The following is a 14,058-nucleotide window of genomic DNA, read 5'->3' on the forward strand; positions in this document are numbered from 1 at the left end:
GCATGCGACCCATGGGACGACTCCTCGGCACGCTCGCCACCGGCCTGCTGGCCGTGTCCGGGCTCACCGCCTCCGCCGGCCCGGCACAGGCCGCCGGCTCCGGCACCCTCAGTGTCCTGACGTACAACGTGGCCGGGCTGCCGGAAGGCCTCAGCTCCGGCCATCCGGCGGCCAACACCCCGCTGATCTCCCCCAGACTGGCGGACTACGGCATCGTCAACGTCCAGGAGGACTTCAACTACCACGCGGCGCTCTACGCGGGCGACCACCACCCCTACCGCACGGCCACGAGCGGCGGCGCGGGCTTCGGTGACGGCCTCAACACCCTTTCCGCGTATCCGCTGGAGGACTTCGAGCGGGTGAAGTGGAACGACTGCACCGGCACCGACTGCCTCACCCCCAAGGGCTTCACGCTGGCCCGGGTGCGGCTCGCCGAGGGCGTGTACGTGGACCTGTACAACCTGCATTCCAACGCCGGCGACAGCGCCGCCGCGCTGGCCGCCCGGCGGGCCAACATCGCCCAGCTGTCGGCCTTCATCCGGGCCAACTCGGCGGGCAACGCGGTGATCGTGATGGGCGACACCAACACCCGCTACACCCGCGCCGGCGACACCATCCGCACGCTCGTCGACGACAACGGCCTGACGGACGCCTGGGTACGGCTGGTCAAGGGCGGTGCGGCCCCCGCGCAGGGCGCCGAGCCGCTGCTGTGCCCGGCGTCCGCGCCGCCCGACGACTGCGAGGTGGTCGACAAGGTGCTCTACCGCGGCGGCCCCCTGCTCTCCCTGACCGCGACGCGCTACCACGACGAGTGGGCGAAGTTCCTGGACCCGGCCGGCGGCAACCTCTCCGACCACTTCCCGCACACCGTCGACTTCACCTACACGCCGAACCCGGGGCTCCGGGCGAGCGACTTCGTCGGCGGCCCGCACGGCACGGCCTTCAACGACGCCGACGACCTGCCGGCCGCGCCCGCCCCGCGCACCCTCACCCTGCGCGGCGCCACCCGCCTGGACGCCGTGGCCCTCACCCACGACGGCGGCACGGTCCTCGGCCACGGCGGCACGGGCGGCACGGCCGCCTCGCTCACCCTCGCCGCCGGGGAACACCTCACCTCGGTGAAGCTCACCGAGGGCCGAAAGGACGGCCGTACCCGGATCTTCTCGGCCGCCTTCACCACCGACCGGGGCCGCACGCTCTCCGCGGGCACACCGACCGCCGACGGCACCACCCTCACCGCCCCGGCCGGCTGGCAGATCGCCGGCTTCACCGGCCGCTCCGGCGACGAGATCGACAAGCTGGGGGTGCTGTACGTGCCGATTCCCTGATGCGCCGCCTTTCCTAGATGCTCTAGGCTGCATCCTAGGAAATCAAGGGAGGTGGCCGTGGTCCGGGCAGGTCTCACCGTCGAACGGCTGGTGGAGGCGGCGGCGGAGCTGGCGGACGAGGCCGGGTTCGACAACCTCAGCGTCTCGGCGCTGGCCCGCCGTTTCGGCGTCAAGGACGCGAGTCTGTACTCGCACGTGCGCAATCTCCAGGACCTGCGCACCCGGCTCGCGCTGTACGCGGGCGGCGAGCTGATCGACCGGATCGCGGCGGCCGTGGCCGGCCGGGCGGGCAAGGAGGCGCTGGCGGCGTTCGCCGGCGCCTACCGGGACTACGCCCTGGAGCACCCCGGCCGGTACGCGGCCACCCAGATCCGTATCGACCAGGCCCTGATCGCGGACTCCGCCGCGCTGCGCCGCACCGCCGAGATCACCTACGGCGTGCTGCGCGGCTACGGCCTTGGGGAGCCGGACCTGACGGACGCGGTGCGCCTGCTGCGCAGCACGTTCCACGGCTACTGCGTCCTGGAGAGCGCGGGCGGCTTCGGCGCCGACCGGGACGTACGGGCCTCCTGGGACAAGGCGGTCGACGCCCTGCACCTGGCACTCACCCACTGGCCCCGGGAGGGGAAGAGCGATGACTGACACGCCGTACCACGACATCACGGGCCGCGGCCCGGTGCTGCTGCTCCTGCCGGGCGGGGCCGGGCATCCGATGGGCCTCGGACCGCTGACCGAACGGCTCGCCACCCAATTCACCGTGGTCACCTACGACCCGCTGGGCCTCGCGCACGGCCGGCTCGGCCGGCCGGTTGCCGAACAGCGGGTCGCGGACTGGAGCGAGGGCGCCCGGCGGGTGCTGGACGCGGTGGCACCGCAGGGCGAGCCGGCGTACGTGTTCGGCACCAGCTCGGGCGGCATCGCGGCCCTGGACCTGCTCGCCCGCCACCCGGGACGGACCGCGCACGTGGTCGCGCACGAACCGCCGTGTGTGACGGTCCTGCCGGACGGGGCGGCACGGCGGGCGGAGCTGATCGAGCAGCTGGACGGGCCCGGACGGCTGCCCGCCGAGGGCGATTCGGCGACCCCGATGGGCGTCTTCCTGGCCCGTGTCCTGCGTCCGTTCACCGCCTACGCGCCCGCCCTCGTCCCGCCCCCGGGCCGGCTCACCCTCGCCGCCGGCGCCGACTCGCGCGGCCAGCTCCTGTACCGCACGGCCGAAGCCCTCGCCGGACGGCTGGCCAGCGCCTTCGCCGAGTTCCCGGGCGGGCATCTCGGCACGCTGGATCACCCGGTGGAGTTCGCGGACCGGCTCGCCGAGACGCTGGGGTCGAAGGCCCGCACGTCGGCGTAGGAGGGGGTGGGGCCGCCCGGGACGCGCCCCGCCACGATGTCGGCCACCGCGTCCACGGCCGCGCCCAGCGCCCTGCGGTACAGCAGCGAGCCGAGGCTGACCCGGCGCACGCCGAGGTCGGCGAGGCGGGCGAGCGGGGGGCCGGCGGGCGAGTAGAGGACGTTGAGGGGGACCTCGGTGTGCCGGACGAGGGCGGCGATGCGCTCCGGATCGGTCACGCCGGGCACGAACACCCCGTCGGCGCCCGCCGCTTGGTAGGCGTCGAGCCGGCGCAGGGTGTCCTTCTCGTCGCCGTCGCCCGCCCAGTGGGTGTCGGTGCGGGCGTTGACGAACAGTCCCGGCACGGCCGCCTTCACCGCCGCGATCTTCGCCGCGTGCCGGCCGGCCGGGCCGAGCCCGTCCTCCAGGTTGATGCCGACGGCCCCGACGGCCCACAACTCGGCGGCCAGGCGCGCGACTTCGTCCGGGTCGTCGCTGAAGCCGGATTCGGCGTCCACGGAGAGCAGGTACGGCTCGGAGCCGAGCGTCAGGGCGAGCCGGACGGTCTGCTCCCGGATCGCGCCCGCCCCGTCGGGCAGACCGGCGCCCGCCGCCACCGCCAGGCTGGTGGTGCCGATCGCGGGGAAGCCCCGGGCGGCGAGGGCGGCGGCCGAGGCGTGGTCCCAGGCGTTGGGCAGTAACAGCGGCTCTCCGGGGCGGTGATGGAGGCCGGCGAAGGAGACGGGGGTGTGCTCTGTGGTCATACGGCCACGCTAGGCCCCGTACGGTTCGGCGCCCGCCGAAGCGTCCGCCTCTGTCCGCTCCCTTGGGCTCACTCGGGCGCCACCGACCACTGTGCGCCCCCGTCCGTGAACCGGAACACGGCGGTCTGCCCGCCGGGCCAGCTCACCCGCAGCTCGTACGCGTGCTCCTCCTCGCCCACCGCCACGGACACCAGCCCGGTGAGCGGCCGGGGTTCCGCCTCCCCGGTGAGCCGGGCGAGCGCCACGAAGAGCGTGGGGCCGCCGTCCGCCGCGGTGACCCCGGTCAGCTCCGCCGACAGGCCGTGCACCGGGGCGAGTTCGGCGCTCACCCCGTCCTGCTCCGGCCAGCCCGTCACCCGGACCGGGGTCCCGGGTGCCGCGCCCGCCACCAGGTGGGCCCGCACCTCCACGGCACCGCGCACCACCACCAGGCTGGTGACGGACGTCCCGGCGCCGCCGGTGTGCCGGGAGGCGATCCAGCCCTCGCCCGTGCCGAGCGGCTCGATGCCCGTACGGCCCGGATCGCCGCCGACGATCACGCTGTTGTCGTACGACGGCTCGGGCGCGGTGGCGGTGGAGTAGGCGAGCCGGGTGTAGTAGGGGTCGTACCGGACGTCCTCGCTGCCGTGGTTGTGCAGCCGGACCAGTCCGTCCGCGGCGGTGGACTGGAGCAGCCAGTTCGGGGCGGGCACCGGGTGGGCCGCGTCGGCGTGTTCGGCGGGGGCCGCCTCCTCCGGCGCCGTCCACACCTCGTGGCCGGGCGGCAGCAGCAGACCGAGGAAGCCCTTGCTCGCCCAGTACGGCGAGGCGGGACCGGAGTAGCTCTGCACCAGCGAGGTGTCGGGGGCGAGCCAGCCGAGCGGGAGCAGGCCGCGCTCGTCGACCGCGCCGCCGTCCAGGAAGTACCGCAGGGCACCCGAGGCCAGGCGCCGGGTCTGTCCCGGGGGCAGCGGGGTGTGCCCGGTGAGCGCGCCCAGCCAGAGCGGGGCGGTGGTGGCGAACCGATAGGTCAGGGAGCGGCCCTGGCGCAGCGGGGCGCCGTCGCCGCCGAACAGGCGGGCGTAGTCGGCGAGATGGCGGGAGAGCCGGCGGCCGTAGCGGTCGAGGAGGGCGGTGTCGTCCGCGAGCCAGGCGTGCAGGACCGGGTAGAGGTGCATGGCCCAGCCGTTGTAGTAGTCGAACTTCCGGCCGTCGCCGTCGCTGTACCAGCCGTCGCCCGCGTACCAGGCCTCGATCCGTTCCAGGCCCCGGTCGACGGCGGCGCGGGCGGCCTCCTCGCGGTGGCCGATCTCGGCGAGGAAGCCGCCGACGGTGACCGGGAACAGCTCCCAGTTGCACGGCCAGGGCGCGGCGGTGAGGGCGTCCGCCAGCCAGTCGGCGGTGCGCCGGCGCACGGGGTCGGCGAGCCGGTCCCAGAGCAGCGGCCGGGTCAGCCGCAGGGCGAGCGCGATCGAGGCGGCCTCCACCAGCGGCTGGCTCCGGTCGGTGATCGGGGGCCAGATCCCGCCGGGTCCGGCGGCGAGGCCGTCGGCGTACCGGCCGAGGGCGGTCTCGTCGCGGCGGAACGCGGCCAGCAGCAGGGTGCGGGCGTAGCCTTCGAGGCCGTCGGAGAGGCGGCCGGAGCGGCTCACATGGTCGCCGGGGAGGTGGTAGAGGGCGCGGTCGGGGCTCGCGTACGGTTCGACGGCGGCGAGGAGCCGGTCGGCTGCGGCCTCCCAGTGGGCGCGGGTGTAGCCGGTGTACGGGCTCGACTCGCGGTCGTCGGCGGGGAGTTCGATCACGGGCGTGACTGTCCTTCCTCGGCGGGAACCCGGGACGCCCCGGTTCCGGTCGGGGCGCCCCGGGGGCCTATCCCGCTCGCACCCTGCCCTCGGGGACCAGGTGGCGGGCGAGCAGTTCGTCGCGGACCAGGGCCGCGAAGACGGTGGCGCCGTGCACGGAGGTGTGCGTGTTGTCGCGCTTCTCGTTGTACAGGTACAGCGCCTTGGAGGCCTCTGGGCCGAGGGACTCCACCAGGGCCCTGGTCTTCGCGGTGAGGTCGATCAGCGGGACGTGCTCGGTGGCGGCGACCTGCCGGATGACGGCCGGGTGGTCGACGCCGAGGCCGTTGACGAGCAGGGCGGTGTCGTTGTCCAGGGTGCCGTCGGCGTTGAACCAGCGGCGCACGACCGGCGTGACGAGCGCCGGTTCGCCGCCCCGGTCCCGGATGCCGGCCACGAGGGTTGCCAGATTGGCGCGGTAGGTGGCCTCGTCGGTGGTCTTGTCGTTGTGGGCGAGCTGGACGAGGACGAGGTCGCCGGGGCGGATCAGCGGTTGGACGGTGGCCCACAGCCGTGGGTCCTGGAGGTAGCTGACGGTGCTCTCGCCGGAGTCGGCGTGGTTGGCGACGGACAGGCCCTGGCGCAGGTACCGCGGGAGCTGCTGGCCCCAGCCGGCGTAGGGGGCGGCGGGCTGGTCGCAGACCGTGGAGTCACCGATGAGAAGGAGCCGGCGGGCGTGCCGGGCCGGGGTGACCCGGATGGCGTCGAGGGCGGGCGCGAAGCCGCCGAGCGCCAGGTCCAGGCCGGGGGTTCCGTCGGGGCCGGCCGGTTCGCCCTCGGGGGTGCGGACGTCGACGGTGAAGCTCCGGGTGACGTGCTCGCCGGCCGGGACGGCGGTCTCCGGCAGCAGCGAGCGGCGGGTCTCGCCGGTGACGCGGGTGCCGGAGGCCGTGGCGGCGCCGAGCCGGACGGTCACGTCGTAGGTGCCGGGCGGGACGTCGAAGTGGCAGGCGGTGGCGGTGCAGTGCTCGATGCCGGGCGGCCGTCCGGCGTGGGCGCGGGCGGGAACCGTGGTGAGGGCCGTACTCAGGACGAGGGCGCTCAGGGCGGCGCCCAGCAGGGGGGTGGGACGTCTCACCGGCGGCTCCTCGGCGTCGGCACGGCCGGTCTCCTGGCCTGATGTGTCATCAACTTCCCCGATTCCAGCGCTGGTTTGCCGCTCCGTTGCACGCGTAGGTGATGACCGCGGCCGAGTCGGCGGTGGTCCGCCGGAGACGTCCAGGCATTCCCCGCTCGCGCGGGACCTGAGGGTGACGTACGAGCCGGACGCGGTGACCGACCACTGCTGGTCCATGACGCCGGTGCAGTTCTCCTTGCGCGCGCCTCATCTCACATCCCTTCCCGCACGGCGTCGGCCACGGGGACACCGAAGTCCGGGGTGCCGTCCGGCTTCCAGCCGAGTTTCTGGATCCGGGTGTGCCGGTTGGGGTCGTGCAGCGGGTCGCCGGTGATCTCCTTGTACTGGCGGGCGTGGTAGACGAGCACGTCGGTGCGGCCGTCCTCGGCGACGGTGAAGCAGTTGTGCCCGGGGCCGTACTGCCCCGTGGTGTCATCGCTGGTGAACACCGGGACGGGCGACTTGGTCCAGCTGCGGGCGTCCAGCAGGTCGCTGCGGGCGTCGGCGGTCAGCAGGCCCACGCAGTAGTGCCGGTCGGTGGCGCTGGCCGAGTAGGTGAGGAAGACGCGGCCGTTGCGCTGGAGGACGTACGGGCCCTCGTTGACCTTGTAGCCGACGCACTCCCAGTCGTACTCGGGTGTGGACAGCCGCACTTGGGGACCGGTGAGGGTCCACGGGCCGGCCATCCGCGAGATCCAGAGAGCCGTGTTGTTGTCCATGCCGGGCTCGTGCTGGGCCCAGACCAGGTAACGGGTGCCACTGTGCTGGAAGGTGGTGGCGTCCAGGGAGAAGGTCTCCCACGCCGTCTTGATCTGGCCCCGCTCCACCCACGTGCCCTTGAACGGATCGGCACTGGCGTTCTCCAGCACCCACATGCGGATGGCCCACACGTCCTCGGCGGGGGCCGAGGCGAAGTAGATGTACCACTTGCCGCCGATCCGGTGCAGTTCCGGTGCCCATATGTGGGCGGCCATCGGGCCGGTCGGGTGCGCCCGCCAGATCACCGACTCGGCGGCCGTGGACAGTCCGTTCAGGGTGCGGGCGCGGCGCAGGACGATGCGGTCGTACTCGGGGACGGTCGCCGTGAAGTAGTAGAGGCCGTCGGTGTGGCGGGTGATGTGCGGGTCGGCGCGCTGGCGGACGAGGGGGTTCACGTACGGGGTCGCCGTCGGGCGCTTCTCCGGGTGCGGCTTCGAGCCGGTCGCCCGCGCGGGGGCCGCATGGGCGAGGCCGGGGGCGGCGGCCAGGGCGCCGGCGGCGAGCGCGGCGCCCTTGAGCACCATTCGGCGGCCGGGCGTGTCGGGCAGGTCGTGGTCGCGGCTCATGCGTACTGCCTCTCGATTGTTCGATATGTCGTGCTGCATCTGTGATCCCGAACGCCGAAAAGGTACGGGCGGGCGACGGGAGGGTCAATGGGGTGGACACGACGACCTCCGGTCCGGTCCCGGCCGGCTTCGACTAGCGTCGTGCCCATGACCAGCGACACCTCCCCCAGCCTCGCCGACGCCCTCGCCGCCGGGACGGTCGTGCTCGACGGCGGCATGTCCAACCAGCTGGAGTCGGCCGGGCACGACCTGAGCGACGAGCTGTGGTCGGCGCGGCTGCTCGCCGAGCGGCCCGAGGCGGTCACCGAGGCCCACCTCGCCTACTTCCGCGCGGGCGCGAGCGTGGCGATCACGGCCGGCTACCAGGCCACCTTCGAGGGCTTCGGCAAGCGGGGCATCGGCCGGGCGGAGGCCGCGCGGCTGCTCGCCCGCAGCGTGGAGCTGGCCCGTACGGCGGCCCGGCGGGCGGCGGACGCGGGCGCAGGCCGCCCGCTGTGGGTGGCGGCCTCGGTCGGCCCGTACGGGGCGATGCTCGCGGACGGCTCCGAATACCGGGGCCGGTACGGGCTGAGCGTGGCCGAGCTGGAGCGGTTCCACCGGCCCCGGATCGAGACGCTGGCCGCCGCCGCGCCGGACGTCCTGGCGCTGGAGACCGTGCCGGACGCCGACGAGGCCGCCGCGCTGCTGCGGACGGTGCGGGGACTGGGGGTGCCGGCCTGGCTGTCGTACACGGTCGACGGGCCGCGCACGCGGGCCGGCCAGCCCCTGGAGGAGGCGTTCGCGCTCGCCGCCGACACGGAGGAGGTGATCGCGGTCGGTGTGAACTGCTGCGCGCCCGAGGACGCCGGGCCCGCCGTGGAGATCGCGGCCCGCGTCACCGGCAAACCGGTCGTCGTCTACCCCAACAGCGGAGAGGGCTGGGACGCGGAGGCGCGCGCCTGGCGCGGCGCCGCGACGTTCGGCGCGGCCCGGGTCACGGCGTGGCGCGAGGCGGGGGCACGGCTGATCGGCGGCTGCTGCCGAGTGGGACCGGAGAGCATCGGAGCCATCGCGCGAACGCTGTCCGCGACCGCGGCCTGACGGCGGCCTTGGCGCGGTCCCTGCCGGGGGGATGCGGAGGGAGCGGGGGCGCCGGGAGAGGCACCGGTTGGCGGTTGACGGAGGGGGCGGGAGCGGCCCTGGACGTACCCGTCGGCGGGGGGCGGGGAGCGCCCGGAGAGGCACTGGTGGGCGGTCGACGGAGGGGGCGGAGCGCGCCCTGGACCACCCGCCGGCGGGGGGCGAGGAGCGTCCTGGACGCACCCGCCGGCCGGGGAGCGGGAAGCACCCGGAAAGGCACCGGTGGGCGGTCGACAAAGGGGAGCGGGAGCGCGCCCTGGACGCACCCGCCGGCCGGGGAGCGGGAAGCACCCGGAAAGGCACCGGTGGGCGGTCGACGAAGGGGAGCGGGAGCGCGCCCTGGACGCACCCGCCGGCCGGGGAGCGCCCGGAGAGGCACCGGCAGAGCGAACGAGAGCGTCCAGGAGAAGCGCCGGACGGCAGAGGCGACCGGAGCGACGGAGGAGCACCCGTCGGCGGAGGGACCGGGAGCGTCGGGGGAGGCGCGGGTCGGCGTGTGAGGGGCGGCCGAGCGCCCGGGCGGCGCCCCCGGGGCGGGCAATGCCACCGGGCGCCGATGACGGTGCGTGCTCAATCTCGTACGATCGGTGACTGCCTGGTCCGGCGCGCCCGTGGTGACGCGACCCCGCCCCGGCCGAAGCTCCGGCCGCCCGGACCCTCCCACCGGGCGGCCGGCTCGTTCCCTCCCCCGCCAACGCCGGATCAGCGGCGCAGGACGCCCACCGAGCGGCGCAGCCTGCGCATGGCGGAGGCGAGTTCGGCGCCCGGGGCGCGCGGGACGGACTGCCGTGAGGGCTCCGGGTCGGCGCAGGCGGTGATCCACAGGGCGACTTCCCCGTCCCGCGGGCCGTGGGCGACGCGCGGTCCGCCGTCGTCGAAGATCCGCACGGGGTGGGTGGCGTCCCAGGCCGGCCAGCCGGGGTCCCCGGTCGTCGCGAACCGCACCCACGCGGTGTGCATCGCGTCGCACAGCTCCTGCGGCGCGCCCTCACCGGCCAGCTTCTTCGACTCGGGCACGCCCCCGGTGTCGAAGACGAAGCCCAGTTCCAGGGCGTGGCAGGCGCCGAGGCCGGGCAGCCGGGAGGGCCACGCGAACTCGTACAGGTAACTGGCGCCGGGCCGGGCGTCGGCGAGCCGGTGCAACGGCACCCGCAGCAGATGGTCGGTGACCATCTGGCCGACGATCTCGGCGGTTCCCGCGCCGGGGTGCAGGACCCGGTAGCCGCGCGGGATGTCGTGACCGGCGTGGCAGCGGGCCATGGCCCCGGCCAGGGCGACCGCGCCGAGCCGGTCGACGCGCTCCAGCAGCCCGCCGGGCACCAGCCACAGCCGGTACTCGTCCCGGGTCCAGCCCATGAGCAGCTCGGCGTCCCGGGCGGCGGTGCCCTCGGCCAGCGCCTTCAGCGGGTCCCGGGGCACGAGGTCGCCGTCCACGACGATGCCGAACGCGGGACCGCCCAGCACCGGGCTGCCGAGCCGGCCGACCTCGGCCTGGGTGCGCAGCAGCAGAGCGCGGTCCACCGCGGCGAACGCCTCGGCGGTGGCCGGTACCTTCAGCCGGGCGGCCATCCGGCGCACCATGCGCCGTACCTTGTCGCGGTCCGAGGCCTCGGGCGGTCCGCTCTGCAGCACGCCCCGTCGGATCAGACCCTGGGTCCCGGGCGCCGCGAGCAGGGCGCCGGCGCTGATGGCGCCGGCGGACTGTCCGCACAGGGTGATTCGGTCCGGGTCGCCGCCGAAGGCCGCGATGGTCTCGTACACCCAGTGCAGGGCGGCGAGCTGGTCGCGCAGGCCGGGGTTCGGGGGCGCGTCGGGGAACAGGCCGTAGCCCTCCACGCCGAGCCGGTAGTTGACCGAGACGCAGACCACCCCGTCGCGCGCGAAGGTGGCGCCGTCGTAGACCGGCACGGCCGAAGAGCCCCTGGTCAGTGCGCCGCCGTGTAGCCAGACCAGCACCGGCAGCCGGGCGCCGGGCGCCGGCTCGGGGGTCCACACGTTGAGGTTGAGACAGTCGTCGCCGGGGATGTCGGGGTCGGACAGGTACAGGGCGAGCGCCTCGGAGTACGGCGGTTTCGGCGCGGTCGGCCCGAACACGGCGGCGTCCCGGACCCCGTCCCAGGGCTCGGGCGGCCGGGGCGGGCGGAACCGCAGGGCGCCGAAGGGCGGGGCGGCGTACGGGATCCCCCGGAAGACCGCGACGCCCCGCTCGTACCGGCCGCGCACGGCCCCGTAGGGGGTGGGGACCACGGGCCCCGTCTGGTCTGCCGCCATCGCCACCAGCCTTCGCCACGCGACCGCACCGCTCACCGGTGCGGACACCGTTCACATCAGAGCACCACACCGCCGGGGCGTATTCCCGTGCACGGAACCACGACGCGGCCGTTCGAGGGACCTCCCGCTACGCACCGGCCCCCGGCGCGGAGGCCCGCTGAGCGGTGTCCCGGCGGGTGACGGCCTCGGCCACCTCGCCGATCGCGGCGCGGACCAGGGTGCCGTAGCCGTCCCGCGGGAGGCCGACGGCGTACCGCCGGGCCGCGGCGATGTGTGCGGCGGCGGCGTCGAAGGAGCCGAGCCGGCGGTAGAGGTCGGCGAGGTTGAGGTGCAGGGACGGGCGGAAGCCGTCGAGGCGGAGGCCCTCCTGGTGGGCGCGCAGACGCTGTTCGGTCAGGGCGTCGGCGGCGTCGAGGGCGCGGATGTCCCAGGCCAGGGCCTGGGCGGGGTCGTCGTAGAGGTCGGCCAGGTGGTGCGCGAGGGTGCACCGGTGCAGCGGGTCACCGGTGACGCCGATCGCGGACCACACATCCAGCAGTGTCCGGCGGGCGGGCACGGCGCCGCCGCCGGTGGTCCGTCCGCCGGTGTCCGGTCCTGTCACCGCGGAACGGCCGACCGCGTGATGTCGGGGGCCGGTTCCGCCGTCGTACGGTGACCCCGCCCGGCGGGGATCGTTGGCCGGACATGAACCACAGCACGCGTACCACCGGGGCCCTCGCCGTGACCGCGGTCGCCCTGGTCGCCGCCTACGGCACGGCCCATGCGACCCGGCACACCCTCGCTCCCGCACAGCAGCGCGCCACCGTGACCTCGCCCGCCGACGAGTACGACCCCGAGGAGGATGTCGAACTCGACGAGAACGGCCTTCCCGACCTCGGAGAGGACTGAACGCAGGCGGAGTTCGCCACACCCCGACGGCCGGCCACCCCCACGCGGGATGCCCGGCCGCCGTTCGTGTGCGGTTGTCCTCCCGGTGCCGCCTGTCCCCCCTCTCCCCTCGGTCCCCCTCAGTCCTCCTCGTCCTGGTCCGGCCCGGCGAGGAGGGCCTCCACCACGTCCACGGCGCTGCCGTCGTGGTCGCTGCCGGCGGTGCCGCTGCCGTTCTGGAGGTTGGCGGTGCGATCGACTTCCAGCCAGGAGTCGGCTTCGGAGTTGTCGATCACGGTGATCAGACTCTCCGAGGCCACGGCCGGGGCGGCAGCCGCCCCGAGGAAGGCGGCGGCGACGACCGCCGCCCTCCCGAGCCCGGACATGGCACGGGTCACACGCCCACGCCCTCGGGAACGAGCCGGTCGCGGGCGATGTTGCGCTCCAGCAGGCTGGTGGAGGCCTTCACCCCGACACCGCTCGCGGGATCGACCTCCGGCAGCCGCCCGTCGGCCGCCTTCAGACCGGCGAGCGCGGAGTCCATCGCCTCGTGCGCGGCGAACAGGCACGGGGTGCTGTAGATGGCGACGTCCACGCCGAGGTCGGAGAGTTCGCCGAGGGACAGGCGGGGCGACTTGCCGCCGGCGATCTGGTTGAACAGCAGCGGCTTGTCCCCGACGACCTTCCGGATCCGCTTGATCCACTCGACGCTGCGCACTCCGTCGACCAGCACCACGTCGGCGTCGGTGGCGGCCAGCCGCTCGGCGCGGTGCAGGATGTCGTTCTCGTCCGTGGCGTCCGTACGGGCGACCACGACCAGGTCCTTGCGGGTCTCCAGGACCTTGTGCAGCTTCTCCAGGTACTCCTCCAGGGGCAGCACCTGCTTGCCGTCGGCGTGGCCGCACCGGCGGGGCCGCTTCTGGTCCTCCAGGATCACCCCGGAGGCGCCGATGCGCTCCAGCCCCTCCACGACGTGGCAGGCGACCTCGGGGTCGACGTACCCGTCGTCGATGTCCACCAGCAGGTGGTGGTGCGGGAAGGCGCCCCGCAGCCGCTGGACGAAGGCCACCATGTCGGGCCAGGCGATGAATCCGATGTCCGGCAGCCCGTAGTACGAGGCCGCGAAGCCGAAGCCCGAGACGAACATCCCGTCGTAGTGCTTGGCCGCGATCGACGCGGAGTACATGTCGTACACGCCGATCAGCGGTGTGGTTCCGGGCTCGGCGATGCACTCGCGCAGCTTCTTACCGTGAGACAAGGTCCGGCTCCTTCTGTGGGTGGGTGACGCGGGCAGGATGGGTCACGCGTCTCGACGCCCTTTACCAAGCCAAGAGCATCTCTAGGTAGACACATGACCATCCCTCTACGCGAGCTTTAGTCACTCCAATGGAGGAACCGGTTCACCGCAGAAACGTTACTTAGTGACTCCGGCCGCCCAGATGAGCCCGCCGTTCAGGTGAGCCAGGAAGTCCGGGTCACGGTACGCGGCGGAGGCATGGCCAAGGGCTGTGTAAAACACCCGCCCGCCCACCGGGCCCCGCTCGCGGCACCAGGCCAGCGGATGGTCCGCGCCCATCCCCCCGCCGTCGTACGACGTCTCGTCCGCGCGCAGCAGCACCCGGGCCGGGGCGTCCGGGGCACGGTCGAAGTCGTACCACTCGTCGGTCAACTCCCACCTCGGCGGCAACTGCCGGGTGGCGGGGTGACCGGGGTCGGCGACGAGGGCCCGCCCCGGCTGGCAGGCGGGGTGCCGGGTGAAGCGGGCGCCGAGGAGCCGGCCGTAGTACGGCCACCCGTACTCGGTGCAGGCCGCCGCGTGCACCCCGGCGAAGCCGCCGCCCGCCCTCGTGTACCGCTCCAGCCGCGCGCGTCCGGCCGGGGTCAGTACCTCCCCGCTGGTGGACAGGAAGACCACGACCGCGAACCCGTCCAGCGGGCGTTCGAGGTCCGCGGGATCCTCGGTGTGCTCCACGACGAACCCGCCCGACGCCCGCACGGCGGCCACGGCATCCGGGATGGAGTCGTGCCGGTAGTCGGTGGTACGGGTGTAGAGGAGGAGACGGGGAGCGGGAGCGGGCATGGCGGGGTCCTCCGGGACGAGGTGGGGGTCAACCGGT

Annotated in this window: 14 protein-coding genes; 5 read left to right on the forward strand and 9 right to left on the reverse strand. The window is 74.4% G+C overall.

The genetic code is table 11. The annotated features are described in order from the left end of the window. The first annotated feature begins 11 nt into the window (after positions 1–11). The 3 genes from ABD350_RS03650 to ABD350_RS03660 are packed head-to-tail and all read left to right on the forward strand — an operon-like array spanning position 12 to position 2,679. Entirely contained in the window at positions 12–1,328 is a 1,317-nt protein-coding gene (locus ABD350_RS03650; RefSeq protein WP_344346415.1) for a jacalin-like lectin, read from the forward strand. A 57-nt stretch (positions 1,329–1,385) separates the two neighbouring features. Further along, complete coding sequence (locus ABD350_RS03655; RefSeq protein WP_344346204.1) at positions 1,386–1,970, forward strand: TetR/AcrR family transcriptional regulator; 585 nt, start codon at positions 1,386–1,388, stop codon at positions 1,968–1,970. Beyond that, on the forward strand, positions 1,963–2,679 hold the full coding sequence (locus ABD350_RS03660) for an alpha/beta fold hydrolase (RefSeq protein WP_344346205.1): 717 nt from the start codon (positions 1,963–1,965) through the stop codon (positions 2,677–2,679). Before ABD350_RS03655 ends, ABD350_RS03660 begins: the two co-directional genes overlap by 8 nt. On the opposite strand, the gene ABD350_RS03665 is transcribed toward ABD350_RS03660, so the two are convergent. From ABD350_RS03665 to ABD350_RS03680, 4 genes are all read right to left on the reverse strand, one after another. Beyond that, on the reverse strand, positions 2,613–3,422 hold the full coding sequence (locus ABD350_RS03665) for an isocitrate lyase/PEP mutase family protein (RefSeq protein ID WP_344346206.1): 810 nt from the start codon (positions 3,420–3,422) through the stop codon (positions 2,613–2,615). The genes ABD350_RS03660 and ABD350_RS03665 overlap by 67 nt on opposite strands. A 68-nt stretch (positions 3,423–3,490) precedes the next feature. Next, entirely contained in the window at positions 3,491–5,200 is a 1,710-nt protein-coding gene (locus ABD350_RS03670) for a DUF2264 domain-containing protein (protein ID WP_344346416.1), read from the reverse strand. Between the two features lie 70 nt (positions 5,201–5,270). Continuing rightward, on the reverse strand, positions 5,271–6,320 hold the full coding sequence (locus ABD350_RS03675; protein WP_344346207.1) for a rhamnogalacturonan acetylesterase: 1,050 nt from the start codon (positions 6,318–6,320) through the stop codon (positions 5,271–5,273). A gap of 251 nt (positions 6,321–6,571) precedes the next feature. Further along, entirely contained in the window at positions 6,572–7,684 is a 1,113-nt protein-coding gene (locus ABD350_RS03680; protein WP_344346208.1) for a glycoside hydrolase family 43 protein, read from the reverse strand. Positions 7,685–7,831: 147 nt separating this feature from the next. On the opposite strand from ABD350_RS03680, the gene mmuM reads away from it, so the two are divergent. Further along, on the forward strand, positions 7,832–8,764 hold the full coding sequence (gene mmuM, locus ABD350_RS03685) for a homocysteine S-methyltransferase (RefSeq protein WP_344346209.1): 933 nt from the start codon (positions 7,832–7,834) through the stop codon (positions 8,762–8,764). A gap of 741 nt (positions 8,765–9,505) precedes the next feature. Here mmuM and ABD350_RS03690 read toward each other — a convergent pair. Both ABD350_RS03690 and ABD350_RS03695 read right to left on the reverse strand, forming a co-directional pair. Beyond that, a complete protein-coding gene (locus tag ABD350_RS03690; protein WP_344346210.1) occupies positions 9,506–11,074 on the reverse strand; it encodes a carboxylesterase/lipase family protein in 1,569 nt (522 codons plus the stop codon). A gap of 127 nt (positions 11,075–11,201) precedes the next feature. Then, the gene (locus ABD350_RS03695; RefSeq protein ID WP_344346211.1) at positions 11,202–11,675 is read right to left on the reverse strand and encodes a hypothetical protein; all 474 of its coding nucleotides are present in this window, start codon (positions 11,673–11,675) and stop codon (positions 11,202–11,204) included. A gap of 83 nt (positions 11,676–11,758) precedes the next feature. Here ABD350_RS03695 and ABD350_RS03700 point away from each other — a divergent pair, with 83 nt between their 5' ends. Then, the gene (locus tag ABD350_RS03700) at positions 11,759–11,962 is read left to right on the forward strand and encodes a hypothetical protein (RefSeq protein ID WP_344346212.1); all 204 of its coding nucleotides are present in this window, start codon (positions 11,759–11,761) and stop codon (positions 11,960–11,962) included. 119 nt (positions 11,963–12,081) lie between these two features. Here the strand turns inward: ABD350_RS03700 and ABD350_RS03705 are convergent, their stop codons facing one another. From ABD350_RS03705 to ABD350_RS03715, 3 genes are all read right to left on the reverse strand, one after another. After that, positions 12,082–12,339, reverse strand: a complete 258-nt coding sequence (locus ABD350_RS03705; RefSeq protein ID WP_344346213.1) for a hypothetical protein — start codon at positions 12,337–12,339, stop codon at positions 12,082–12,084. After that, on the reverse strand, positions 12,336–13,199 hold the full coding sequence (locus ABD350_RS03710; RefSeq protein WP_344346214.1) for an isocitrate lyase/PEP mutase family protein: 864 nt from the start codon (positions 13,197–13,199) through the stop codon (positions 12,336–12,338). Before ABD350_RS03710 ends, ABD350_RS03705 begins: the two co-directional genes overlap by 4 nt. 156 nt (positions 13,200–13,355) lie before the next feature. Further along, positions 13,356–14,021, reverse strand: a complete 666-nt coding sequence (locus ABD350_RS03715) for a ThuA domain-containing protein (protein ID WP_344346215.1) — start codon at positions 14,019–14,021, stop codon at positions 13,356–13,358. Positions 14,022–14,058: the final 37 nt, after the last annotated feature.

The organism is Streptomyces nogalater (genome assembly GCF_039532885.1).
GTDB classification, from domain to species: domain Bacteria; phylum Actinomycetota; class Actinomycetes; order Streptomycetales; family Streptomycetaceae; genus Streptomyces; species Streptomyces nogalater.

Excerpts from the sequence above, each read along its gene's own strand:
- ABD350_RS03680 (WP_344346208.1), bottom strand. The coding sequence starts at position 7,684 with ATGAGCCGCGACCACGACCTGCCCGACACGCCCGGCCGCCGAATGGTG.
- ABD350_RS03715 (WP_344346215.1), bottom strand. The coding sequence starts at position 14,021 with ATGCCCGCTCCCGCTCCCCGTCTCCTCCTCTACACCCGTACCACCGAC.
- mmuM (WP_344346209.1), top strand. The coding sequence starts at position 7,832 with ATGACCAGCGACACCTCCCCCAGCCTCGCCGACGCCCTCGCCGCCGGG.
- ABD350_RS03700 (WP_344346212.1), top strand. The coding sequence starts at position 11,759 with ATGAACCACAGCACGCGTACCACCGGGGCCCTCGCCGTGACCGCGGTC.
- ABD350_RS03660 (WP_344346205.1), top strand. The coding sequence starts at position 1,963 with ATGACTGACACGCCGTACCACGACATCACGGGCCGCGGCCCGGTGCTG.
- ABD350_RS03665 (WP_344346206.1), bottom strand. The coding sequence starts at position 3,422 with ATGACCACAGAGCACACCCCCGTCTCCTTCGCCGGCCTCCATCACCGC.
- ABD350_RS03690 (WP_344346210.1), bottom strand. The coding sequence starts at position 11,074 with ATGGCGGCAGACCAGACGGGGCCCGTGGTCCCCACCCCCTACGGGGCC.
- ABD350_RS03650 (WP_344346415.1), top strand. The coding sequence starts at position 12 with ATGGGACGACTCCTCGGCACGCTCGCCACCGGCCTGCTGGCCGTGTCC.